23 protein-coding genes and 1 tRNA gene are annotated in these 20,904 nt (G+C 55.7%); 10 read left to right on the top strand and 14 right to left on the bottom strand.

Going from position 1 to position 20,904, the window contains the following annotated elements:
• Positions 1-77 precede the first annotated feature (77 nt).
• Positions 78-950 carry a LysR family transcriptional regulator gene (locus G5533_RS13605; protein WP_421223000.1) on the top strand — a complete coding sequence of 291 codons (873 nt, stop codon included), beginning with the start codon at positions 78-80 and terminating at the stop codon, positions 948-950.
• Between the two features lie 144 nt (positions 951-1,094).
• On the opposite strand, the gene G5533_RS13600 is transcribed toward G5533_RS13605, so the two are convergent.
• Positions 1,095-1,171, bottom strand: a tRNA-Trp gene (locus G5533_RS13600).
• A gap of 201 nt (positions 1,172-1,372) precedes the next feature.
• Here G5533_RS13600 and G5533_RS13595 point away from each other — a divergent pair.
• From G5533_RS13595 to G5533_RS13575, 5 genes are all read left to right on the top strand, one after another.
• Positions 1,373-1,915 carry a hypothetical protein gene (locus G5533_RS13595; protein WP_421172629.1) on the top strand — a complete coding sequence of 181 codons (543 nt, stop codon included), beginning with the start codon at positions 1,373-1,375 and terminating at the stop codon, positions 1,913-1,915.
• Positions 1,916-2,014: 99 nt separating this feature from the next.
• A complete protein-coding gene (locus tag G5533_RS13590) occupies positions 2,015-2,209 on the top strand; it encodes a hypothetical protein (RefSeq protein ID WP_013724188.1) in 195 nt (64 codons plus the stop codon).
• Positions 2,190-3,110: an aspartate carbamoyltransferase gene (gene pyrB, locus G5533_RS13585; RefSeq protein WP_005339735.1), complete on the top strand. Its 921-nt coding sequence runs from the start codon at positions 2,190-2,192 to the stop codon at positions 3,108-3,110. Before G5533_RS13590 ends, pyrB begins: the two co-directional genes overlap by 20 nt.
• Before the next feature lie 15 nt (positions 3,111-3,125).
• Positions 3,126-3,590 (top strand): aspartate carbamoyltransferase regulatory subunit, encoded by a 465-nt coding sequence (gene pyrI, locus G5533_RS13580; protein ID WP_441254894.1) that lies wholly within the window; start codon positions 3,126-3,128, stop codon positions 3,588-3,590.
• Between the two features lie 200 nt (positions 3,591-3,790).
• The gene (locus tag G5533_RS13575) at positions 3,791-4,282 is read left to right on the top strand and encodes an arginine repressor (RefSeq protein WP_005339728.1); all 492 of its coding nucleotides are present in this window, start codon (positions 3,791-3,793) and stop codon (positions 4,280-4,282) included.
• 132 nt (positions 4,283-4,414) lie between these two features.
• Here the strand turns inward: G5533_RS13575 and G5533_RS13570 are convergent, their stop codons facing one another.
• The 4 genes from G5533_RS13570 to arcA all read right to left on the bottom strand — a co-directional run bounded on the left by G5533_RS13570 (position 4,415) and on the right by arcA (position 9,238).
• Positions 4,415-5,821, bottom strand: a complete 1,407-nt coding sequence (locus G5533_RS13570) for a YfcC family protein (protein ID WP_005339725.1) — start codon at positions 5,819-5,821, stop codon at positions 4,415-4,417.
• Positions 5,822-5,944: 123 nt separating this feature from the next.
• Positions 5,945-6,949, bottom strand: a complete 1,005-nt coding sequence (gene argF / locus G5533_RS13565) for an ornithine carbamoyltransferase (RefSeq protein ID WP_005339721.1) — start codon at positions 6,947-6,949, stop codon at positions 5,945-5,947.
• Positions 6,950-7,028: 79 nt separating this feature from the next.
• Positions 7,029-7,955, bottom strand: a complete 927-nt coding sequence (arcC, locus tag G5533_RS13560; protein ID WP_005339719.1) for a carbamate kinase — start codon at positions 7,953-7,955, stop codon at positions 7,029-7,031.
• A gap of 62 nt (positions 7,956-8,017) precedes the next feature.
• Complete coding sequence (gene arcA, locus G5533_RS13555) at positions 8,018-9,238, bottom strand: arginine deiminase (protein WP_005339718.1); 1,221 nt, start codon at positions 9,236-9,238, stop codon at positions 8,018-8,020.
• Positions 9,239-9,985: 747 nt separating this feature from the next.
• Here arcA and G5533_RS13550 point away from each other — a divergent pair.
• From G5533_RS13550 to G5533_RS13540, 3 genes are all read left to right on the top strand, one after another.
• Positions 9,986-10,162, top strand: coding sequence for a hypothetical protein (locus G5533_RS13550; protein ID WP_421172631.1), 177 nt, complete (start codon positions 9,986-9,988; stop codon positions 10,160-10,162).
• Between the two features lie 97 nt (positions 10,163-10,259).
• Positions 10,260-10,907, top strand: a complete 648-nt coding sequence (locus G5533_RS13545; RefSeq protein WP_216952274.1) for an AAA family ATPase — start codon at positions 10,260-10,262, stop codon at positions 10,905-10,907.
• A gap of 1 nt (position 10,908) precedes the next feature.
• Complete coding sequence (locus tag G5533_RS13540; protein WP_421206330.1) at positions 10,909-11,277, top strand: CopG family transcriptional regulator; 369 nt, start codon at positions 10,909-10,911, stop codon at positions 11,275-11,277.
• 734 nt (positions 11,278-12,011) lie between these two features.
• Here the strand turns inward: G5533_RS13540 and hemN are convergent.
• From hemN to G5533_RS13520, 4 genes are all read right to left on the bottom strand, one after another.
• Positions 12,012-13,385 (bottom strand): oxygen-independent coproporphyrinogen III oxidase, encoded by a 1,374-nt coding sequence (gene hemN / locus G5533_RS13535; protein ID WP_204384669.1) that lies wholly within the window; start codon positions 13,383-13,385, stop codon positions 12,012-12,014.
• Positions 13,386-13,416: 31 nt separating this feature from the next.
• Entirely contained in the window at positions 13,417-13,857 is a 441-nt protein-coding gene (locus G5533_RS13530) for a DUF2489 domain-containing protein (protein WP_216954465.1), read from the bottom strand.
• Positions 13,858-13,868: 11 nt separating this feature from the next.
• A complete protein-coding gene (gene yihI, locus G5533_RS13525) occupies positions 13,869-14,456 on the bottom strand; it encodes a Der GTPase-activating protein YihI (RefSeq protein WP_421206328.1) in 588 nt (195 codons plus the stop codon).
• 836 nt (positions 14,457-15,292) lie between these two features.
• Complete coding sequence (locus tag G5533_RS13520; protein ID WP_005339710.1) at positions 15,293-15,910, bottom strand: c-type cytochrome; 618 nt, start codon at positions 15,908-15,910, stop codon at positions 15,293-15,295.
• A gap of 142 nt (positions 15,911-16,052) precedes the next feature.
• Here G5533_RS13520 and yihA point away from each other — a divergent pair, with 142 nt between their 5' ends.
• Positions 16,053-16,709 carry a ribosome biogenesis GTP-binding protein YihA/YsxC gene (gene yihA, locus G5533_RS13515; RefSeq protein WP_216952281.1) on the top strand — a complete coding sequence of 219 codons (657 nt, stop codon included), beginning with the start codon at positions 16,053-16,055 and terminating at the stop codon, positions 16,707-16,709.
• A 776-nt stretch (positions 16,710-17,485) separates the two neighbouring features.
• Here the strand turns inward: yihA and G5533_RS13510 are convergent.
• From G5533_RS13510 to purE, 5 genes are all read right to left on the bottom strand, one after another.
• Positions 17,486-17,746 (bottom strand): DUF1488 domain-containing protein, encoded by a 261-nt coding sequence (locus tag G5533_RS13510; protein ID WP_005357522.1) that lies wholly within the window; start codon positions 17,744-17,746, stop codon positions 17,486-17,488.
• Positions 17,743-18,564 carry a shikimate dehydrogenase gene (gene aroE, locus G5533_RS13505; RefSeq protein WP_270905537.1) on the bottom strand — a complete coding sequence of 274 codons (822 nt, stop codon included), beginning with the start codon at positions 18,562-18,564 and terminating at the stop codon, positions 17,743-17,745. The genes G5533_RS13510 and aroE overlap by 4 nt, the downstream gene beginning before the upstream one ends.
• 103 nt (positions 18,565-18,667) lie before the next feature.
• Positions 18,668-19,576 carry an oxygen-dependent coproporphyrinogen oxidase gene (gene hemF, locus G5533_RS13500; protein WP_005357520.1) on the bottom strand — a complete coding sequence of 303 codons (909 nt, stop codon included), beginning with the start codon at positions 19,574-19,576 and terminating at the stop codon, positions 18,668-18,670.
• Between the two features lie 112 nt (positions 19,577-19,688).
• Positions 19,689-20,249 carry an L-threonylcarbamoyladenylate synthase gene (locus tag G5533_RS13495; RefSeq protein WP_421255741.1) on the bottom strand — a complete coding sequence of 187 codons (561 nt, stop codon included), beginning with the start codon at positions 20,247-20,249 and terminating at the stop codon, positions 19,689-19,691.
• A 135-nt stretch (positions 20,250-20,384) separates the two neighbouring features.
• Entirely contained in the window at positions 20,385-20,888 is a 504-nt protein-coding gene (gene purE / locus G5533_RS13490; RefSeq protein ID WP_421255740.1) for a 5-(carboxyamino)imidazole ribonucleotide mutase, read from the bottom strand.
• Positions 20,889-20,904 lie beyond the last annotated feature (16 nt).

Raw genomic sequence — 20,904 nt, 5'->3', positions numbered from 1 at the left:
GGAAACAGGTGACATGATAGGAAGGGGCGACATAATGAAAAATAAGGCCAAAGTAATCGAAGGTATAAATTAAATTTATGGTTAATCCACTCTGGCTCCACACCCTGGTGGTGGTGCATGAAACCGGCAGTTTTACCCGCGCCGCCGAGCGGCTGGATCTCACTCAGGCCGCCGTCAGTCAGCATATCTCGCGTCTCGAGGCTGAATTTGGCACCCTGCTGCTGCGCAAGCCCCGTCAGCTGGAGCTCACCCCGCGCGGGCTGGTGCTGCTCGACTTCGCCCGCCAACAGGCGCAGGCCGCCGAACAGTTGCGGGCACGCCTCTCGGACGACGATCCTCACCGCGGCGCCATCACCCTGTCCACCCCGGGTAGCATCGGTCTGCTGCTCTATCCCCTGCTGCTCGACCAGCAACAGGAGCACCCCGGACTCACCATCCAGCACCGTTTCGCCCCCACCCCCGACATAGTGCAGGCGGTACTGGCAGGGCGCAGCGATCTGGGACTGGTGGATCAGCCGCCGGAACACCCCAGCATCGCCGCCGAGCCCTTCGCCCGCGAACCCCTCTGTCTGGTGGTGCCCAACGATGGCGAGGAGCCGAGCTGGCAGCACCTCTGTCAGCTCGGCTTTATCGACCACCCGGATGGCCGCAGCATGGCACAACGCCTGTTGGGACGACGCTACCCCGGCCAGCGCGTTGACGAGCTCCCCCTGCGCGGCTTTACCAACCAGATCGGCCTGATCCTGGAGCCGGTCGCCCGCGGCCTCGGCTTTACCGTGCTGCCCCGCTTCGCCGTCACCGCCTTTGCCCAGCCGGAGAAGATCCGGGTGATCCAGAGCAGCATTGAAGTGATCGACACCCTCTGGCTGATCTACCGCGCCGAGTGGCCGCTCCCCGCCCGCCACCAGCGGCTGGTCACCGTCCTGAAACAGCGGGTTGCTGCACACTGAATGCTCTTGCGGCAGACATCGAGATCAATGTGGCCACAGTCACCGAGGGCTAGCGGCAAGAAGGAGAAGAGAAAGGAGAGAGGGATAAATTGGCGAACGCCGGAAATGCGAAAGGCCAGCTCAATGAGCTGGCCTTTCTGAAAATGGCAGGGGCGGCAGGACTCGAACCCGCAACCATCGGTTTTGGAGACCGCTGTTCTACCAATTGGAACTACGCCCCTGCAACAAACGAGGCGTAGTATACAAAGTGGAGATCAAAGGTAAAGGCTTTTTTTACGCTTTCGATGCGATTGCACAAATCCCGAACAAGTCGCGGTTGTTTGTACAGCAAAGCGGGATAACTTGCTGTATTTGCAGCCCTGCCGGGGTAGGAATGGGACATAAATGGGGGTAGGGTGAAATCAGGTACCGGGAGGCCACTTATGCTCAATTACCGACTGCTCCAACAACTGGCGCCCCTCAACTTCAGGGATGAACGCAAAACAGAGTCCCTGCCCGCCTATCTTGAACGGGTCGCACCACTGGTGCCCTTTATTCCTGAAAATGTGCTCTCCCAGTGGATTTACCGCCATTGGCGCGGTTTTGAGTCCAACTGGAGCTTTATCGATCTCGCCAGCCATCAGTTCACCTGTGAAAGCTGGCCCACCGCCCAACTGGTGGATCAGGTGGACTCCCGCCATATGGAGGTGATCGAGCGCTGGGGCGAGATGCTGCGCAGCAACCGCTATGTGCGTCGCTCCTGGCTCGGCGAGAAGATGCTGAGCGAAGGCACCTGGCCGGAACCTGTCATCGTGCTGGCGCCGGAGGAGGGAGCCAGCTACCCGAACGGTCATCCCCTACCCCGCCCCTACTGCCTGCTGGAAGGACACCACAGACTCGGTTATTTGCGCGCCATGGCCCGCGATGGGGAATCGCTGCAAGAGACGCACAAGGTGTGGATTTGTCGTCATGTTTCCGTCACTTAAACGTTTTTCATGCTGAAATTGGCATCGTAAATAAAATTTTGACAATTAAAAAAGCGGCCCTATAATCTGTCCGGTTTTGAAAAAGGTCGGGACGAAACGATGCAGTTTTTGATTCAGAAAACAGCCTTGCAGACGGGTGGTGCGCACCAGAGCGGCCCCGTTGTTTCCGGTTCCCACCCCAACGATCCCCAGTTATTTTTAAAAAAAGCCCCTGTTTCAGGGGCTTTTTTTTGTGCCCGAAAAACCTCCAATGATGTCAAAGGGAATGCAGACGATGACCAATCCACTCTATAAGAAACATGTCATCTCCATTTCGGACCTGACCCGGTCAGAAATGGAACTGGTAGTCTCAACCGCACAACGGTTGAAGGCTGAACCTGACACCAGCCTGTTGAAAGACAAGCTGGTTGCCAGCTGCTTCTTCGAAGCCTCCACCCGCACCCGCCTCTCGTTCGAGACCGCGGTACAGCGCCTTGGCGGCAACATCATCGGCTTCGCCGACGGTGGCAACACCAGCGCCAAGAAGGGCGAGACGCTGGCTGACTCCATCAAGATCATCGGCTCCTACTCGGATGCGGTGGTGATGCGCCACCCGAAAGAGGGCGCGGCCCGTCTGGCCTCCGAATTCTCCCGCGTGCCGGTCATCAACGGCGGCGACGGCTCCAACCAGCATCCGAGCCAGACCCTGCTCGACCTGTTCACCATCCATGAGACCCAGGGCCGTCTGGACAACCTCAACGTCGCTTTCGTCGGTGACCTGAAATATGGCCGCACCGTACACTCGCTGGCCCAGGCCCTCAGCCTGTTCAACTGCCGCTTCTTCTTCATCTCCCCGGAAGCGCTCGCGATGCCGGACTACATCTGCGAAGAGCTGGAAGAGAAGGGCATCCAGTTCAGCGTCCACCAGACCATGGAAGAGGTGATGCCGGAACTGGACATTCTCTACATGACCCGCGTCCAGAAAGAGCGCTTCGACGAGACCGAATACAAGCACATGGCCGCCAAGTTCATTCTGGAGCTGGCGACCCTGGAAGGGGCCAAGCCCACCATGAAGATCCTGCATCCCCTGCCCCGCGTCGACGAGATCGATGTGGCGGTCGACAAGACCCCCCACGCTTGCTACTTCCAGCAGGCGGAGAACGGGGTCTATGCACGCCAGGCGCTGCTGGCACTGGTACTGAACGAAACTGTCTGAGCTTAGGGGAATATCATGTCTGACAAGAACCAACTGCAAGTCGAAGCCATCCGTCACGGCTCCGTCATCGATCACATCCCCGCTGGCCAGGGCATCAAGATCCTCAAGCTGTTCCAGCTGGTCGAAACCCAGGAGCGGATCACCGTCGGCTTCAACCTGAAATCCGGCGCGCTGGGCAAGAAGGATCTCATCAAGATTGAGAACACCCGTCTGACCGAGCAACAAGCCAACCAGTTGGCGCTGTTCGCCCCGAAAGCGACCGTCAACATCATTGAAGACTTCAATGTGGTGAAGAAGCACCAGCTGGAGTTGCCGGAGTTCATTGCCGGGGTGTTCCACTGTCCCAACTCCAACTGCATCTCCCACAACGAGCCGGTGGACAGCTACTTCCGGGTGCGCGAAGTGAAAGGCGTGGTGCAGATGAAGTGCAAATATTGCGAGAAGTCCTTCACTCAGGACATCGTCAGCGAGCGTTACTGATATCTGATTGGGCCCCACGGGGCCCATTTTTGAACCCTGTCACATCACCGAATTTCCAGTCAGCTATAATTTGCCATCGCAAGATGGTAATGCCCGCTCATTCCCTGCATATAGGTTGATTATCAGTGTTTTTACCTGATAACTGACTACTATGGCAGATATCGCGCGTTTACCTCCGGTCATCATCAAAGGAATTCGCCGTGGTCAAAACCCTCAGTCGTCCCGTTGCCCAAGAGCCCGATCTGGCCCAGCTGGATGCCTGTCGCCAGATCATCGGTCAGCACTGTTACAGCACACAGGAAGAGATCCGCCGCGAGCTGTCGGAGCGCGGCTTTGCCGACATCAGCCAGTCCACCATCTCCCGTCTGTTGCGCCGCCTCGGCGTGGCCAAGGCGCAGAATGCCAACGGCAAGAAGGTCTACACCCTGGTCGATGAGCAGCTGGAACCCGCCGGCAGTACCCGCTCGATCCACGACATGGTGCGCGAAGTGGTACACAACCAGCAGATGGTGCTGATCCACACCACTCCGGGGGCCGCCACCGTGGTGGCTCGCCTGCTGGATCGCAACGCCAATCCCGAGATCATGGGCGCCGTCGCGGGCAATGACGTGGTGCTGGTCGCGCCGCGCCATATCAGCCGTACCCGTCAGGCCCATGCCGCCGTGGTGCGCACGCTGGCGCAGGCACGCTAAGCTATTTCCCCTAAATACATCGAGGCGACCCGCGGGTCGCCTTTTTGTTGCTTGCTATTTTGTGTTCATCACTTCTTGCGCCCATAAAAAACGGGAGCCCACAGGCTCCCGTTTTATCTTGCTTGTTATCCCTCAGGAGAGCACGGCCCCCAGGCTCAGGCAGACCACGATCAGCACGGTCAGGATACCGAGCAGCGGAGCCACCCACTTCAGCCAGCGCACATAAGGCACCTTGGCAATCGCCAGACCGCCCATGACCACGGCGGAGGTCGGAGTCACCAGGTTCACCAGACCGGAGGCAGACTGGTAAGCAGTCACCACCAGATCGCGGCCCACGTTGGCGAAGTCGGCCAGCGGCGCCATGATCGGCATGGTCAGTACGGCCAGACCGGAGGAGGACGGCACCAAGAAGGAGAGCACCACTTCCAGCACGAACATCACGTTGATAAAGACGATGGTGGAGAGGCCGGTCACGATCCCTTCTGCACTGTGCAAAATGGTGTGAGTGATCATGCCGTTATCCATTACCACCACGATACCGCGGGCGATACCGATGATCAGCGCCACACCCAGCAGGTCGCGGGCACCGTCGATAAAGTTGGAGGTCAACTCCTCCTCGCTCATGCGGGAGATGAGACCAACGATGATGGCGGCAGCCAGGAACACACCGGAGATCTGCGCCATCCACCAGCCCAGCACGGCCACACCATAGATCATCACGGCAAAGGCGGCGACGAAGATACCCAGCACGATTTTACGGGTCAGGGTGAACTCCAGCATCTGGTCGCTCTTGTTGCCGAGGAAGTGGGCACGGTTCTCTTCCCACTTGTCAGCCACCAGAGATTTGCTCGGATCGCTGCGCACCATCTTGGCGTAACGCATGACGTAGGCAACACAGAGCAGCCAACCGGCGACCAGCATGGCAACGCGCAACCAGATACCGTCGGTGAAGGAGATACCGGCGGCGTTGGCGGCAATAACAGTCGCAAACGGGTTGATGGTGGAACCCAGAGTACCGATACCGGCACCCAGCAATACGGTTGCCGCTGCCACCACTGGGTCGAAGCGGGCGGCCATCATCACCGGCACCAGCAGGGTGTAGAACGGCAGCGACTCTTCGGCCATCCCGTAGATGGTACCCCCTGCGGCGAACAGCGCCATCAGGATCGGGATCATCCACTCTTCCCGGCCGCGCAGGCGGTCGGTCACACGTTCAATACCGGCATCGATGGCACCGGTCTTGGTCACTATGCCAAGAAAACCACCGATGATCAGGATAAAGAGGGAGACGTCGATGGCGCCTGCCTCATAGGTGTCATGGTTGTAGAGGCCATCGATAGGTGCCAGCAGCACGTCGACGATCCCCTGGGGATTCCCCTCCACCAGTTTGTAGGTACCCGCCACCGGCACTTCTTTGCCGAGGGCTTCGTTCATGGTCATCTCATATTTGCCGGCCGGCACTATCCAGCTCAGGGCGGCCACCAGGGCGATCAGCACAAACAGTATCGTGTAGGCTGACGGGAACTTGAATTTGGTCATGGTCCAGCTTCCTTCTGTGGGTGTGGTATCCATGCAGGCTGCGGGTTGTAGGGTTAGAGGTATTATGCCGCTGTCACATGGTCGAAAAGCCGGGGGTCGCCCCCCGGCACCACTACTGCGACCTTAGTCGCCCAGCGTAGCAACCATCACTGCCTTGATGGTGTGCATCCGGTTTTCGGCCTCGTCGAACACGATGCTGTGCTCGGATTCGAACACGTCCTCGGTCACTTCCAGGCCTTTCATGCCATATTTGTCAGCCACTTCCTTGCCCATGGTGGTCTCGTCGTTGTGGAACGCCGGCAGGCAGTGCATGAACTTCACATCCGGGTTCTTGGTGGCGTTGATGACATCCATGTTGACCTGATACGGGGTCATCAGTTTGACGCGCTGATCCCAGGCTTCTTTCGCTTCACCCATGGATACCCAGACGTCGGTGTAGAGGAAGTCAGCACCCAGCACGCCCTCTTTCACATCTTCGGTCAGGGTGATGCGTGCGCCGGTCTCTTCGGCGATCAGGCGGCACTTGGCAACCAGCTCCTCTTCCGGCCAGAAGGCTTTCGGCGCGACCAGACGGATGTCCATGCCCATTTTGGCAGCGCCGACCATCAGGGAGTTGCCCATGTTGTTGCGGGCATCACCCAGGTAGGCGAACTTGATTTGATCCAGACGCTTGCCCTTGCCGTGCTCCAGCATGGTCATGAAGTCGGCCAGGATCTGGGTCGGGTGGAATTCGTTGGTCAGGCCGTTCCAGACCGGGACACCGGCGTAGGCACCCAGCTCTTCGACGATCTCCTGACCGTAGCCGCGGTATTCGATACCGTCATACATACGACCCAGTACACGGGCGGTGTCCTTCATGGACTCCTTGTGACCGATTTGGGAACCGCTTGGGCCAAGGTAGGAGACTTGTGCGCCCTGGTCGAAGGCCGCCACTTCAAACGCACAACGGGTACGGGTGGAGGTCTTCTCGAAAATCAGGGCGATGTTCTTGCCGACCAGATGCTTGCGCTCGTAGCCACCGTATTTGGCTTTTTTCAGGTCGATGGCCAGGTCGATCATGTATTGGATTTCGCGCGGGGTGAAGTCCAGCAGTTTCAGGAAGTTACGGTTACGCAGATTAAAAGCCATGATGAGTTCTCTCTATATATGTTTCAGACCAGTTCGGGCAGTAGTGTTGACTACGCATTCTCAGTACAGATGTCGGTAATTACGCATGTACGGTGCGGGTGGCGACGATATTGGTGCCGGCTTCCCCCTTGAGGATGGCGAGGCCATCTTCCAGCGAGCCGATGCCGACCATGCCGCCGGTCGCTTTGACAAATTCACAAGAGGCTTCGACTTTCGGCCCCATGGAACCTGCATCGAACTTGACCCCGGCCAGCTCGTCCGGGCTGGTGACTCGCAGCGGACGCTGGGTCGGCTTGCCCCAATCCAGATAGACGGCATCGGCATCGGTCAGGATCAGCAGGGCGTCGGCCTTGATCTGCTTGGCCAGATAGGCGGCAGACATGTCCTTGTCGATGACGGCTTCGATACCGGTCAGGCTCTGGCCATCCCAGGTCACCGGGATACCACCACCACCGGTACAGATGATGAGGTGGCCCTGGGCAATCAGGGTTTCGATGGCATCGCCTTCAACGATGCGCTGAGGCAGCGGGGACGGTACTACGCGGCGGAAGAACTTGCCGTCAGCCTTGACCACCCAGTGCTTCTCTTCTGCCAGGGTGCGGGCTTCAGCCTCTTCGTAGACGGGGCCGATAAATTTGGTCGGATTGGCAAATGCCGGATCCTTGGGATCAACCTGCACCTGGGTCAGCAGCGCGGTGACGTTGCGGCTCGGCATCAGGTTTTTCAGCTCCTGGATCAGCATGTAGCCGATCATGCCTTGGGACTCGGCACCCAGCACATCCAGCGGATAGGGGGATACCTTGGTGTAGGCGCTGTTCTGCAGGGCCAGCAGGCCGACTTGCGGGCCGTTGCCATGCACCAGCACCACGTTGTACTCCTGAGCGATCAGGGCGATGGTCTTGGCGGCAGTTGCAATGTTCTTGCGCTGGATATCCGCTTCCAGTGGCTCACCACGACGGAGCAGTGCATTGCCACCCAGAGCGACGACGACAGTTGGTTTTTTCATAGTGGTTAATCTCGAGTTTGGTTCTGTGTGGCGCCAGCTTCTGCCGGCGCCACGCCGTCTCATCAGATGCTGTCGCGTTCCATCGGGCAGCTCATGCAGCGGGCGCCGCCGCGGCCACGGCCCAGTTCATCACCCGGGATGGAGAGAACTGTGATGCCGGCCTTGTCATACTTCTCGTTGGTGTAGGTATTGCGCTCGTAACCCACCACCACGCCGGGACGTACGGTCAGTACGTTGTTGGCGTCGTTCCACTGCTCACGTTCGGCTTCGAAGCTGTCACCGCCAGTGGTGATGATCTTCAGCTGATCCACGCCCAGTGCTTTCTCGATGGCGGTGACGAAGTAACCCTCTTCCTTGATGTTCATGCCGGTGGCGCCGCCCGGAGTCAGGCTCCAGCACTGCACATCCTTGCGGATCACTTCCGGATAGACGGAGAAGGTGTCGATGTCCATGTGAGTCATGACGGTATCCAGGTGCATGCAGCTGCGATGTTTCGGCAGCTCCATGGCGATGACCTGCTTGGCCTGACCATGTTTGAACAGGCTGCGAGCCAGGTGCTCGACACCTTGCGGGGTAGTGCGCTCGGACATGCCGATCAGCACGGCGCCGCGGCCGATCACCAGTACGTCGCCACCCTCGATGGTGGAGTTGTCGTAGTCACGCTCCTCGTCACCGAAGTACTTGATGAAGTCCTGGCCGGCAAACATCGGGTGCCAGCGGTAGATGGCCTTCACATGGTTGGTCTCGCGGCGACGAGCCGGCTTGGCCATCGGGTTGATGGAGACGCCGCCATAAACCCAGCAGGAGGTGTCACGGGTAAAGAGGTGGTTGGGCAGCGGCTCGATGATGAAATCGGTCGGAGCGTGCATGCCCACTACCATGTTGACGCCGCTGTAGGGCATCTCGGAGTAAGTCAGGCCGCCGGAGAGAATGCGGGCCAGTTCGCGGTGCGGCATGTCAGCCAGGAAGCAGCGCACGTCGTTGGCAAAAGAAGAGCCGAGGCGATAGTCGGAGACCTGATGTTGCAGCAGCCAGGTTTTGGCTTCCGGCACATCCAGGGTTTCCGCCAGCAGATTGGTCAGCAGGAAAACTTCGACATTCTGATCGCGCAGTACCTGAGCGAATTTGTCGTGCTCCTGACCGGCACGTTCAACAGACAGGACGTCATCGAACAGCAGATCCTGGCAGTTGGAAGGAGTCAGACGCTTCAGACTGAGGTTGGGGCGGTGCAACATGACACGGCGCAATTGGCCAACTTCAGAACCTACATAAAATTTGCTCATGATTATATTCCGTCTAGCAGTGGTCCCTGCGAGTGATTGAATAGATTCCTTCTATTCATGCTCGTGGCTAAGGCGGGATATTCTTTATGTAGGGTAATCGGCTTATGTTCTATCCTGCCCTTGCCTTTCGAAGCCGAGGTTAGACCTGCCAATAGCAATAAACTTAGACATTGATCACATTCACTTTGAACTGAATATATTCACCTTTCAATCTATGACTCCAGTAGCAATTTACGCATTTTCCTCTCAGCAAACCCTGAATCTTCATGCAAAACCACCCCGATATATTTCAGGTTGATTCAACTTTTATTCATGCCAACTCACTGGAAAGATTAAAAGAAAAAACAAAAACACATTAAAAAACAATGAAATGGGTGGCAACTAAAATAATATCTGAATATTACTACCTGTGTATTGAATACATCGCCGTAACGAGAGGAACGCGGGAGAAATAAATACTCACATCGACCACATTCACTGCATAAATCTTTTCTTGTTCCAGATCATGGCATTGACGCCAACCCCATCAGGCCCAGCCTCATAAGTCACCGCCTCTTTTTGCGGTTCAACTTAATATGCACAAAGTCCGCATCAAGGTGGGCAGCCATCCTCGTCGGTCACCACAACGCCTTTTGATACTTTTTTCATTAATTGAATTTATTCACCTCACCTTGCGCTGGCGCCAACCTCGACTTAACTCAGAAAGTGATCCGGATCACACAGGAATGACACTACCAAGGAGTTGTTATGAAGATGAAACCCATGCTGTTGCTCGCGACTTTGCTGCTCTCTGCGCTCCCCACCCTCAGTCAGGCTGAAGGAGCCCCTGCCATACCCATGGTGGTCTGCCATGTCGACAAGGCTCCCCAGATGCTGGTGCCCGACTATGTCTGCCGCTGGCATGGCGGCAGTGTTCACTATTAACCTGCAGAACGAGAGGAGCATCACTCCTCTCGCCTTGTGATGAGCCAACCCCCTCCTATACTGAAATCAGCGGTTTTCTCATGGATAGGGGAACGTCATGATCTTGTTGGTCGGTGGGGAGAAGGGTGGCAGTGGCAAGAGCTGCCTGGCGCAAAATCTGGCGGTCTACCTCAGATCCCAATTTCAGGGAGAGGTGTTACTGGTCGACTGCGACCCGCAACGCACTACCTCGGACTGGATTCAGGAACGCAACGACAACCCGGATCTGCCACAAATCAACTGCGTTCAGCTCTATGGCAATATTCGCAACGATCTGCTTAGCCTGAAAAATCGCTATGACTACGTCATCGTCGATTGCGGCGGGCAAGACAACCGGGCACTGCGCTCCACCATGGCTGTCGCCACCCACGCCCTGATCCCCTTGCGCCCGAAACGCCGCGACCTCAAGACCCTACCCCACATGGAAGATCTGATCACCACCTGCAAGATGGTCAATCCGACCCTCAATGCAGCCGTTGTATTGACCCAATGTCCATCTTTGCCCAATCAGGTAAAGCGGATTCTCGAGGCCAAAGAGGTATGTGCCTCGTTCGGAGTCGACGTACTGAATTCCATCACCTATGGCCGCAACGTCTACGACGATAGTGAGGAAAAGGGATTATCGGTGATGGAGATAGAACCGGATGGCAAATCTGCCGAAGAGATCCGGGCCATCGCCAAAGAGTTCCTGAAAGTGGGGGTATGAGATGGGCTTGGCGGACCTGAAGAAAAAGCATCAGCTGCATCACCAGAAGAAGTTCACTGTCGATGAATTTATCGAAGATGCTGAGTTCTACGCCAAGGGTAAACCCAAGGTGGTCAGCCTTGAGTTGACTCTGCATAGGGATGAAGCCTTGTCGGCACTGGCCTTTATCGAGAGTGGTGAGCATCTGAAGCCCAGCTACAAAAAAGCCACCTTCTCCATGAGTACAGTGGCCATCGATGAGCTGGGTAATCTGACCCAACAAGACGGCATGAACAAGTCCCTGCTACTGCGTCTCTTTACCCACTACTTCTCTTCGCTCACCCCTGAAGAGCGCCAGACCATCTATGAGCGCCTCAACCAGCACCTATAAATACCCCATTAACTGCTCTTTTCCTGCCATCACACCCACATTGGGTGATCACCATCAGAGCACAGAATCTGTTTCCAAAGTAACCAAAATTCCGTGTAAGAGATCCGCCATTCCACATGTAAGCCAAAAGCCGAAAAGATCCTCGAGATAATCGGAAGATAGGATCTTAAAACATGAAGGCGACTAACTTAACTCCATGTTTATAAATGAATAAATAGAAACACACCGTTTTCGAAAGCGTTAATAACAAAAACGTTTTCCAATCTGGCGTTGTAGCTGGTTAGAAAATCCTTATAGTTACTCATGCACGGACGCAATGAAGTCGGTCAGGAAGACTGGCTGCCAGGGTTGGGCAAATGGACTCACCACAGGATGTGGTAAAGGACACCTCCCGGGACGGAGAAAGTGCGACGGGACAGGATGACTCGTCAGGCCAAGATGGCTAAAGGACACCCCAAAGGATTGGGAAGGGGAAACCTAAAGGAAGAGGTAAACAGTCAGGGATTGCAGGGAGCAACTTCGTTCAAGGATCTGAGCGATACGACTACCGGGGGCGACGCAAGTCGCCCCCATCTTTTTAGCTGCGTTTCACCGACCATTGCTTGATTCCCAATTGCTTGCCTCAGCGCAGAGACTTCTTACCAGAACCTTCGCGACCCGCAGCCTAAGCAAAAATACATATGAAAGGGGCGCCACGATAGCGCCCTTCTCTGTTCTCTAATCGGCAAACAAGCTTATATCACGCGAGAGAACTGTTGCTGGCGCGCCTTGTTGCGCAAGTACACGTCGAAACACATGCAGATATTGCGGATCAGCAGCTGCCCCGTGGAGGATACCTCCAGACCATCCTCCGTCATACGCACCAATCCATCGTTGATGAAGGTCTGCAGCAGCTTGAGATCGTCGGCAAAATACTCTCTGAAATTGAGACCGTGCGCCTGCTCGACAGACGCAAAGTTCAGACGGAAATCACAGATAAGCCGCTTGATCACCTCACGGCGGATCAGGTCATCCTGATTGAGCGAGCAGCCTTTCCACTGGGCATGACCCAGCTCTGCAACCTGTGCGTAATAGGTCTTGAGCTCTTTCTGGTTCTGGGAGTAGGCATCACCGATCATGCTGATGGAGGAGACCCCCAGCCCCAGCAGATCGCAATCACCTTGAGTGGTATAGCCCTGGAAATTGCGGTGCAGCTTGCCCTCGCGCTGCGCCACCGCCAGCTCGTCATCGGGTTTGGCAAAATGGTCCATGCCGATGAACTGGTAACCCTGACCAGTGAGGAAGGCGATGGTGTCCTGCAGCATGGCCAGCTTCTCCTGCGGAGCAGGCATGTCGTCTTCTTTCAGCTTGCGCTGGGCGGCAAAGCGGCTCGGCAAGTGGGCATAGTTGAAGATGGAAAGGCGCGCCGGATCCGTCTTGAGCACCTCTTCCAACGTATGGTGGAAGCTGGCACGATCCTGATGCGGCAGGCCATAGATAAGGTCGAGGTTGGTCGAGCGGAAACCCAGTTCTCTGGCCCGTTCCAACATGGCTTTAATAAAGTCGTTGTCCTGCTCGCGGTTGACCGCAACCTGCACATCCTTGTTGAAGTCCTGCACCCCAAGGCTGATGCGGTTGAAGCCGACGTCTCGCAGCACATCCAGCATGGTAATGGCAATCTCACGCGGATCGACCTCGATGCTGAACTCCCCCTCTTCGGCGAAATGGAAGTGCTCACGCAGCATGGCCATCAGACGGCGCGTTTGCGCTTCATCCAGATAGGTGGGTGTACCGCCCCCCCAGTGCAGCTGGGTAACCAGACGATGCTTGAAGAGCGGGGCTTGCGCCTTGATCTCCTGCTCCAGGTAGTCGAGATACTCGTCAGCCTTGTGCTGATGACGGGTAATGACCTTGTTGCAGCCGCAGTAGTAGCAGAGCTTGTGACAGAAAGGGATATGCACGTAGAGCGACAGATTGCGCTCGGGATACTGGCCGGCTGCGCGGACAAAATCCGGATAGCCGAAGCTCTCGTTGAACTCCAGCGCAGTGGGATAAGAGGTGTATCGCGGGCCACTGTAGTTATATTTTTCGATCAGGGCCTGATCCCACACAATCTGTTCTGCTTGCACGCTCGCTTCCTCTCTTGTTGTTATTGTTGGCTCACCGACCTAACTGAAAATCCTTCAGCTGGGCCACATCCTTGAGGATCTGAGCCTCCAGCTCGGCCTCGTAGCCGCTTCGTTCGAGATCCATCTTCATCACTTCATTGCGCTTGAGGGCACGTCTGGCTTCATGAGTCGGCATATCTTTCACCTTCTCATACAGCCCGTACAGACCCGGGAACTCGGCAACGAACGCTCGCCCCCCCTTGATCTGCAACGCATCCAGCAGATTGGTCAGCCGAATGGCGCCTTCGGAGTAATCGCACTGCCCCTCCCGCACCGCATGGGCAATGACCCGCACGCTCTCCAGAATTCGTTCATTGCGAGCGGTAATCGCCTGCCACTGCATCGCTTGCTGTCGTCTCAGCCTGGCCAGCAGCATGCCTGCATAGATGGCCAACCCTGACAAAATCAGGCCGCCCAACAGGGCGGCCAGCATCCATCCACTCATCACTTTTTCTTCGGCTCAGGCTTGGGTTCCGGCTTGAAATCGACCTGGTTGAAACGGTCCCACAACTCCTCTTCGGAGGCTGGTTTCTGCTCGTCGAACTCGGCGTCATCGCCATCATCAAACGGCAGATCATCATCTTCATCATCGTCGTTGTCGATGATGCCCAGCTCATCCATCAGCTCCTGATAACGGTCGACGCGCTGATCAACCCAGGCCTGCTCGGCCGCTTCCAGGGTTTCACCGGCATCCAGACGATCCAGCAGATCATTCAAGCGGTCATCGTTTTCGATAGAAGCCAGTTCCTGCTCGGGCGTCATCACCAGCTTCTTCTCTTTCACCGCCTTGGGGGCTGTCGGCTTCTTCTGTTTGTCATCCACCACCAGTACCACCGGCTTGCGGGAACCGATACGCGGATCTTTGGACTGGCTGTTGCCAGACTTGCTCTTCGGCTGTTCAACTTGCTGACGAGAACCAGCCTTCAGGCCTTTGCGCTTGGCAGCCCGTTTACGCTCACGGCCTTCTTGAGCACTGACATCAGATTCTTTGCGCTTGCCAGTAGGCTTGCGAGTGGGTTGTTTGGCAGACATGAATGGCTAACTCCGAAAATAACTGGTTTGACCCGTACCCGGGATGATTTCACCCGGTGGGATACGATGCGAGGAACAGTAAGGCTGGAACAAGAGCAGGATCCCGCACCAATCAGGCCCAATCAGGCCACTGAACACCGCAGGATCGGTATCCTCTGGGCATGTTGCTGGTATTTTGACACAGAATGGCTAATCGGGTTAATGACCCAAAAGAAAAAAGGCAGCCGAAGCTGCCTTGATATGTTCATGCGTGCGCCATCCTGAATGGCAAAACAGTCTGTTTCGTCCTCTCCATGACAACTTGTCGCCGCATCATATCGTTGTGTGGTCATCCTGACCTTATATTGGTCGTTCCTGAATGTGCGTGTGCCTGTTTGACCCGTCTCGACCGCATCCTGCCATCGTGCCGGGGAGTCTGCATCCCGCAACCCCATCCCGCTCCGGAGATGGTCACCATCCTGATCCTTCAATCCTTTGCCAGCTCATCCGAGCCCATGGCATCCCGCCACGCCAGCCATCCTCTGCTCACAACACCCTGTCGTGAAACCGTCACCCAATCCGTGGGTGAATCCATTAAGCCTACTGTACCAACTCTATAAAGCGGCTCAATCCACTCAAAACATTCTCAACATGTCGAAAAATATCAATATTTATATAATTCACTGATAAATAATGATTATTTAATATTTTATGCAATTTTATGAGCCTTGGCCTGCCTTGAGAATGGGAGATCTCTTACAGAACGGGGGGATTAAACCGAGAATTATCTGAAAGCCATAAAAACAACAGGGAGCCCAGGCTCCCCGTTTCAACTCAAATCGACCGTATCGACTATATCAGTGCAGACCCGCCACATATTTGGAGAGGGCTTCGATATCCTGATCAGTCAGTTTCTTGGCAACATCCCGCATCATGCCATTCGGATCGTTGTCACGCGTCCCGGCACGGAATGCGGTGAGCTGAGCCTTGATATAGGCAGGATGCTGGCCGGACAGGTTGGGATACTTCGCCTGTTCGACACCCGAGCCACGAGGACCATGGCAAGCCGTACAAGCTGCCAGACCGCGACTCATGTCACCACCCATATAGAGAGCCTTGCCCGCTTCGACCACGTCGTCAGGGACAGCGATAGGGGTAACCTTCAGGCTGGAGAAATAAGCCGCCAGGTCATCCATGTCCTGTTCCGACAAAGGTAACGCCATCGGCCCCATCACTGGCGCAACCCGGCCAATTTGACCAGAAGCGGCAGCCTTCAGTTCAACTAACTGCTTTTTGATATATGATGCGTGCTGACCAGCAATTTTGGGGTACATATCAACCAGGCTGTTTCCGTCCGGTCCATGACAAGCCGCACAAACGGCAGCCTTGGTCTGTCCCGCAGCGGCATCGCCCTTGGCTTGTGCCATCCCCGTTACGCCAACCATCAGAGCAAGAGTAATGACTAGGTTCTTCATGGCGTTCCAACTTTTCGTTATTAGGCTTCCAGATCCCATGCCGCTGAAGGCATGTTAAAATAAACGCGTTTAAGCGACGCTATTTTACACCATTTTACAAAAAAGTAACTCTATAACCCTCTATCTCCATGGGGAATTTACGTTGGAAACACAAACTCTGAATTTCAATAAGGTGCATTTTGTGACCAGCGCACCCGACATCCGTCACCTGCCAAATGATGGGGGTGTCGAGATCGCGTTTGCCGGCCGTTCCAACGCCGGTAAGTCATCTGCATTGAACACCTTAACCAAACACAAGAACCTGGCGCGCACCAGTAAGACACCCGGTCGTACCCAGCTGATCAACCTGTTTGAGCTGGAACCGGGCAAGCGTCTGGTCGACTTGCCGGGTTATGGTTATGCGCAAGTTCCGCTGGAAATGAAGCTCAAGTGGCAAAAGTCACTGGCAGAGTATCTGCAGCGCCGTGAGTCATTGAAAGGTCTGGTGATCCTGATGGACATCCGCCATCCGCTCAAAGATACCGACATGAACATGCTGGAGTGGAGCTCGCACCGTCAGCTGCCCGTCATGCTACTGCTGACCAAGGCTGACAAACTGAGCCCCGGCCCGCGCAACAACCAGGTGATCAAGGTGCGCCAGGCCGTTGCCAACCTCGGTTCCCAGATCCAGGTCGAAGCGTTCTCCTCCCTCACCAATATCGGTGTGGAGAAGCTGGCGCAAACCCTGACCGAATGGTACGTCAGTGGTGACGATACCGACCTGCTGAACGCTGACGAACAGCAACCTGCCGAGGAGTAATCTACTCCTCGCTCTCCTTGCAATTGGCGGAGCACTCCTCCGCTGATTGAAAGGGTTTCAGATTGTCGCTTTCACCTGCCTCACGACAAACACCCCGTATTCAGCTCCCTTGCTATATCCATTACCGCTTACAGTTCATATAGATAGGCAGTTAATTCACATAAATAATTAACTTAAGTAGGCGTTGATAGCGTTTTCAAATTCGTTCTTTCAAAACGAACAATAATTACAAAAAGAGACAAAAATGAAATTTAATTACAAAACCTAACCGAAAGGGATAAAAATGAGGCCGGACGACAGTGATGCCATCCAGCCTGAAATAATAAGTTCAAAAAATTGGGAAGAAGCTGAATCTTGAGTACCAGACGACAGGTATTCCTCAAGAAGCAGCCTCATTCTATCAAATGCATCGCCAATTTAAAGCATTTACTCTAAATGATGCGCATAAAAAAACACCCCGACGAGAACCTCATCGGGGCAGCTATTCAGCCACATTCAATTACGTGAAATAAAAGGTCTGAAAGATAGAACATCTTACCTCTGTACCCTACGCAGACAACTGTACAGCAAAGCAGCAGAAAGTGAAAGTAATTTATGTAATTTAGTTTCACAACTTACAGATTAAGAAAAAATCTTTTATTTTCATATAGATAAAAAAATCCCCAGTACGAATACCGGGGAGTTATAAAGGTGACTAGCTAGCACTTCCTCAACTATCTAGTTAGTCAGCGCCATTTCAAAGTAGTTCCGCTACAAAACAAAAAAACTTTAAAAAATCAGAGGTAGATAGCGCCATCCTCAGCAAACTCTTGTTCTTCAATGAGTTTTTCAGCCATGTCTTCAATATCAAAACGTACACTTTCGAAGGCTCTGACGATGTCATCCTCTCTCGTCAGCGCCAGACCTGTCATTCTCTCCAGTCGCCGATGGCTGATGTAACAATCTATCAGCGCCCCCATCTGCTGGGCAGGAAAACGCACCCGCTGTTCGTCAGCCTGCCACTCCATCAGGTCGGGAAACAGAATACCCTGGTTCATATCACCCCCAAGTTACGCTTCAACTCTCTCAATACCTGTTTAGTCCCGGGACGAATTCCGCGCCACACGGTAAACGCTTCGGCGGCCTGTTCCACCAGCATGCCGAGTCCATCCATGGTTTGACGAGCCCCATGCTGTTTGGCCCAACTGATAAAAGCCGTATCCGAGGCGCCATACATCATGTCGTAGATGGCAATATCAGTGTGGATCAGGGCTGGGGCCAACGGCGGCAGCTCTCCTTGCAGGCTGGCGGAGGTAGAGTTGATGACGAGATCGAATGGCCCTGCCAACTGCTCATAGGTCTGAGCAGTCACAGGCCCCAGATCGTGGAATTCGGCAGCCAACTGTTGCGCTTTTGTGTGGGTACGGTTGGCGATCACCAGCTCGCTCGGCAACTCAGCCAGCAGCGGCGCCAATGCACCGCGAGCAGCGCCACCGGCACCCAGCAGCAGGATCCGGCTATCCGCCAGCGTCACACCATGGGACTTGAGATCGGCGACCAATCCGGCGCCATCGGTATTATCCCCCAGCAACACGCCATCATCGGTCAGCTTGATGGTATTGACCGCACCCGCCCGCTTGGCCCTCGGGCTCAAGCGATCGACCAGAGTGAATGCCTGCTCCTTGAAGGGAACGGTGACATTGCATCCCTTGCCCCCTTGGGCAAAGAAGGTGCGCAGGGCTTGGGCAAACTCGTCGACGGCGGGTTCAGCCAGCCCATACTCCAGCTCTTGCTGGGTTTGTCTGGCAAACAGGGTGTGAATGAAGGGGGACTTGCTGTGGCGCACCGGGTGGCCAAAAACCAGATAACGATCCATCAAAGAGTTCCATCAGAGGGCAATATTCCGATTTAACGGGTTTTCGCACTCGGGAACAAGCCGAATAACGGCCAGTAAAAAGGGACCATCATGGTCCCTCTGGTCACAGCCACTCTCGCGGCGTGAGGTAATCGGTGTAGAGCAAGGCTTCAGGAGTGCCCGCCTCCGGCTGCCAGTCATACTCCCAACGTGCCAGCGGTGGCATCGACATCAGGATCGACTCGGTACGTCCGCCGGTCTGCAGCCCGAACAGGGTGCCACGGTCATACACCAGATTGAACTCCACATAACGGCCGCGACGATAGAGCTGGAACTCCCGCTCCCGCTCGCCATAGGGCAGCGCCTTGCGTCGTTCGATGATCGGCAGGTAAGCATCAAGATATCCCCGACCTACCGCCTGCATAAAGGCAAAGCAGTCGGCAAAAGGCCAGCGATTCAGATCGTCGAAGAAGAGGCCGCCCACCCCTCGCGTCTCGTTGCGGTGCTTGAGGAAGAAGTAGCGATCGCACCAGGATTTGAACTCGGGGTAGATCTCATCACCGAACGGCTGGCAGAGATCACGGGAGACCTGATGCCAGTGCTGGACATCCTCGGCAAACGGATAGAAGGGCGTCAAATCGAAGCCACCGCCAAACCACCAAATGGGCTCTTCGCCTTCCTTCTCGGCGATGAAGAAACGGACGTTGGCGTGGCTGGTCGGCACATAGGGGTTGTGCGGATGGATCACCAGCGACACGCCCATCGCCTCGAACTTGCGACCGGCCAACTCTGGCCGATGTGCTGTAGCAGAGGCAGGCATGGCATCGCCATACACATGGGAGAAGTTGACGCCCCCCTGCTCGATCACCGCGCCGTGGCGCAGCACGCGGGTGCGTCCGCCACCACCGCCTTCACGGCTCCAGGCATCTTCCACAAAGTGTCCACTGCCATCGGCCTGCTCCAGACCACGGCAGATCTCGTCCTGCAACTGCAACAGGAAGGCCTTGACCTGGGCCACATCCGGTTTGCTCATCTTGTCTCCAGTCAGGCAGGATCGTGAACGCCCTGTCCATTTTTATAGTTAAATCAATCCGATGAGCTCACCGCTCAGCGGATTGATAGCAAATCATGACGTATCCGCCTGCTCAGGAGGGGCGAATAATGGCGCCGGTTCGGGCGTCCTTGATCTCGGATGGGTTAGCTTGACCACCCACTTCACCGGGCAGGATATAGGCTAACTTGCTTGCCAGCCGCTCACCGATATCAGCCACCCGACGGGCAGGCTCCTCACCGGTCAGGTTGGCGCTGGTAGAGACCAGCGGCTTGCCAAAGGCGCGACACAGCGCCTGCACCTGAGGATGAGCCGTCACGCGTACCGCGATGGTCTCGAACTGCCCGGTCAGCCAGGCCGGCGTCGTTGCACGGGCAGGCATGATCCAGGTAAAAGGACCGGGCCAGCTGGCTTCAACCAGAGCCTGTTGCTCACCACTAAGCTGACTCAGATCGATGTAATCCTGCAATTGCGCCACGTCGGCAGCAATCAGGATCAACCCTTTCTCTACCGGACGCTGTTTGATGGCCAGCAGTCGCTGCACCGCCACTTCGGAGTCGGGATCACAACCCAGACCAAACACAGCCTCGGTCGCATAGGCAATCACCCCTTCCTGCTGGAGGGCGGCAACCGCCTGTTCAAATTCATTTGGCATAGGAAAAATGCGGCAGCCAGGCTGCCGCCTCGTCACTTAGTAGCAAGTTGAATCCATACGGCGGCGACCACAACAAAGTGACGTTTTGCTGTAGCACAGGAAAAATACGACACATCCGGATCGCCACCCGTTCACTTACTTGAGTTGAGCCTGCAGGGCGGCATCCTTGGCCATCACCTCTTCGGCATTCTTCTGGCGTTCGGCCCGAACCTTGGCTGCCAGTTCATCATCGGCTACTGCCAGCATCTGGGCTGCCAGATAACCTGCGTTCTTGGCACCGGCTTTGCCGATCGCCACGGTCGCCACCGGTACACCACCCGGCATCTGCACGGTGGAGAGCAGCGCATCCAGCCCCTTGAGCGAGCCACCATCGATGGGCACCCCGATCACAGGACGAGTCGTGATGCCGGCTACGGCACCCGCCAGGTGCGCAGCCAGACCGGCAGCACAGATAAAGACCTTGCAGCCACGGGCCTCGGCATCGGTCACATACTGATGGGTCGCAGCCGGCGTGCGGTGCGCGGAGGTGACTTTGACTTCCACTGCGATATCAAATGACTTGAGCACCTCGAGGGTGCTCTGCATCACGGGGAAATCAGAATCAGAGCCCATCAATACGGCAACAAAGGGTTTATTCATGGTGGGAATTTCCTTA

This window comes from Aeromonas sp. A600620, assembly GCF_029479985.1.
Lineage (GTDB): Bacteria > Pseudomonadota > Gammaproteobacteria > Enterobacterales > Aeromonadaceae > Aeromonas > Aeromonas veronii_A.
The sequence above is the reverse complement of the archived record's forward strand: the minus strand, read 5'-3'. Positions and strand labels throughout refer to the sequence as shown.

Bases quoted from the DNA above. Each gene is read 5' to 3' on its own strand.
- argF (WP_005339721.1), bottom strand. From the start codon at position 6,949: ATGGCTTTTAATCTGCGTAACCGTAACTTCCTGAAACTGCTGGACTTC.
- pyrI (WP_441254894.1), top strand. From the start codon at position 3,126: ATGTCTGACAAGAACCAACTGCAAGTCGAAGCCATCCGTCACGGCTCC.
- G5533_RS13550 (WP_421172631.1), top strand. From the start codon at position 9,986: ATGAAGATGAAACCCATGCTGTTGCTCGCGACTTTGCTGCTCTCTGCG.
- hemF (WP_005357520.1), bottom strand. From the start codon at position 19,576: ATGAGCAAACCGGATGTGGCCCAGGTCAAGGCCTTCCTGTTGCAGTTG.
- G5533_RS13545 (WP_216952274.1), top strand. From the start codon at position 10,260: ATGATCTTGTTGGTCGGTGGGGAGAAGGGTGGCAGTGGCAAGAGCTGC.
- purE (WP_421255740.1), bottom strand. From the start codon at position 20,888: ATGAATAAACCCTTTGTTGCCGTATTGATGGGCTCTGATTCTGATTTC.
- G5533_RS13510 (WP_005357522.1), bottom strand. From the start codon at position 17,746: ATGAACCAGGGTATTCTGTTTCCCGACCTGATGGAGTGGCAGGCTGAC.
- G5533_RS13530 (WP_216954465.1), bottom strand. From the start codon at position 13,857: ATGCTGGCCGCCCTGTTGGGCGGCCTGATTTTGTCAGGGTTGGCCATC.
- G5533_RS13605 (WP_421223000.1), top strand. From the start codon at position 78: ATGGTTAATCCACTCTGGCTCCACACCCTGGTGGTGGTGCATGAAACC.
- G5533_RS13520 (WP_005339710.1), bottom strand. From the start codon at position 15,910: ATGAAGAACCTAGTCATTACTCTTGCTCTGATGGTTGGCGTAACGGGG.
- aroE (WP_270905537.1), bottom strand. From the start codon at position 18,564: ATGGATCGTTATCTGGTTTTTGGCCACCCGGTGCGCCACAGCAAGTCC.
- arcA (WP_005339718.1), bottom strand. From the start codon at position 9,238: ATGAGCAAATTTTATGTAGGTTCTGAAGTTGGCCAATTGCGCCGTGTC.
- G5533_RS13595 (WP_421172629.1), top strand. From the start codon at position 1,373: ATGCTCAATTACCGACTGCTCCAACAACTGGCGCCCCTCAACTTCAGG.
- pyrB (WP_005339735.1), top strand. From the start codon at position 2,190: ATGACCAATCCACTCTATAAGAAACATGTCATCTCCATTTCGGACCTG.
- G5533_RS13540 (WP_421206330.1), top strand. From the start codon at position 10,909: ATGGGCTTGGCGGACCTGAAGAAAAAGCATCAGCTGCATCACCAGAAG.
- G5533_RS13590 (WP_013724188.1), top strand. From the start codon at position 2,015: ATGCAGTTTTTGATTCAGAAAACAGCCTTGCAGACGGGTGGTGCGCAC.
- G5533_RS13570 (WP_005339725.1), bottom strand. From the start codon at position 5,821: ATGACCAAATTCAAGTTCCCGTCAGCCTACACGATACTGTTTGTGCTG.
- yihI (WP_421206328.1), bottom strand. From the start codon at position 14,456: ATGTCTGCCAAACAACCCACTCGCAAGCCTACTGGCAAGCGCAAAGAA.
- arcC (WP_005339719.1), bottom strand. From the start codon at position 7,955: ATGAAAAAACCAACTGTCGTCGTCGCTCTGGGTGGCAATGCACTGCTC.
- G5533_RS13495 (WP_421255741.1), bottom strand. From the start codon at position 20,249: ATGCCAAATGAATTTGAACAGGCGGTTGCCGCCCTCCAGCAGGAAGGG.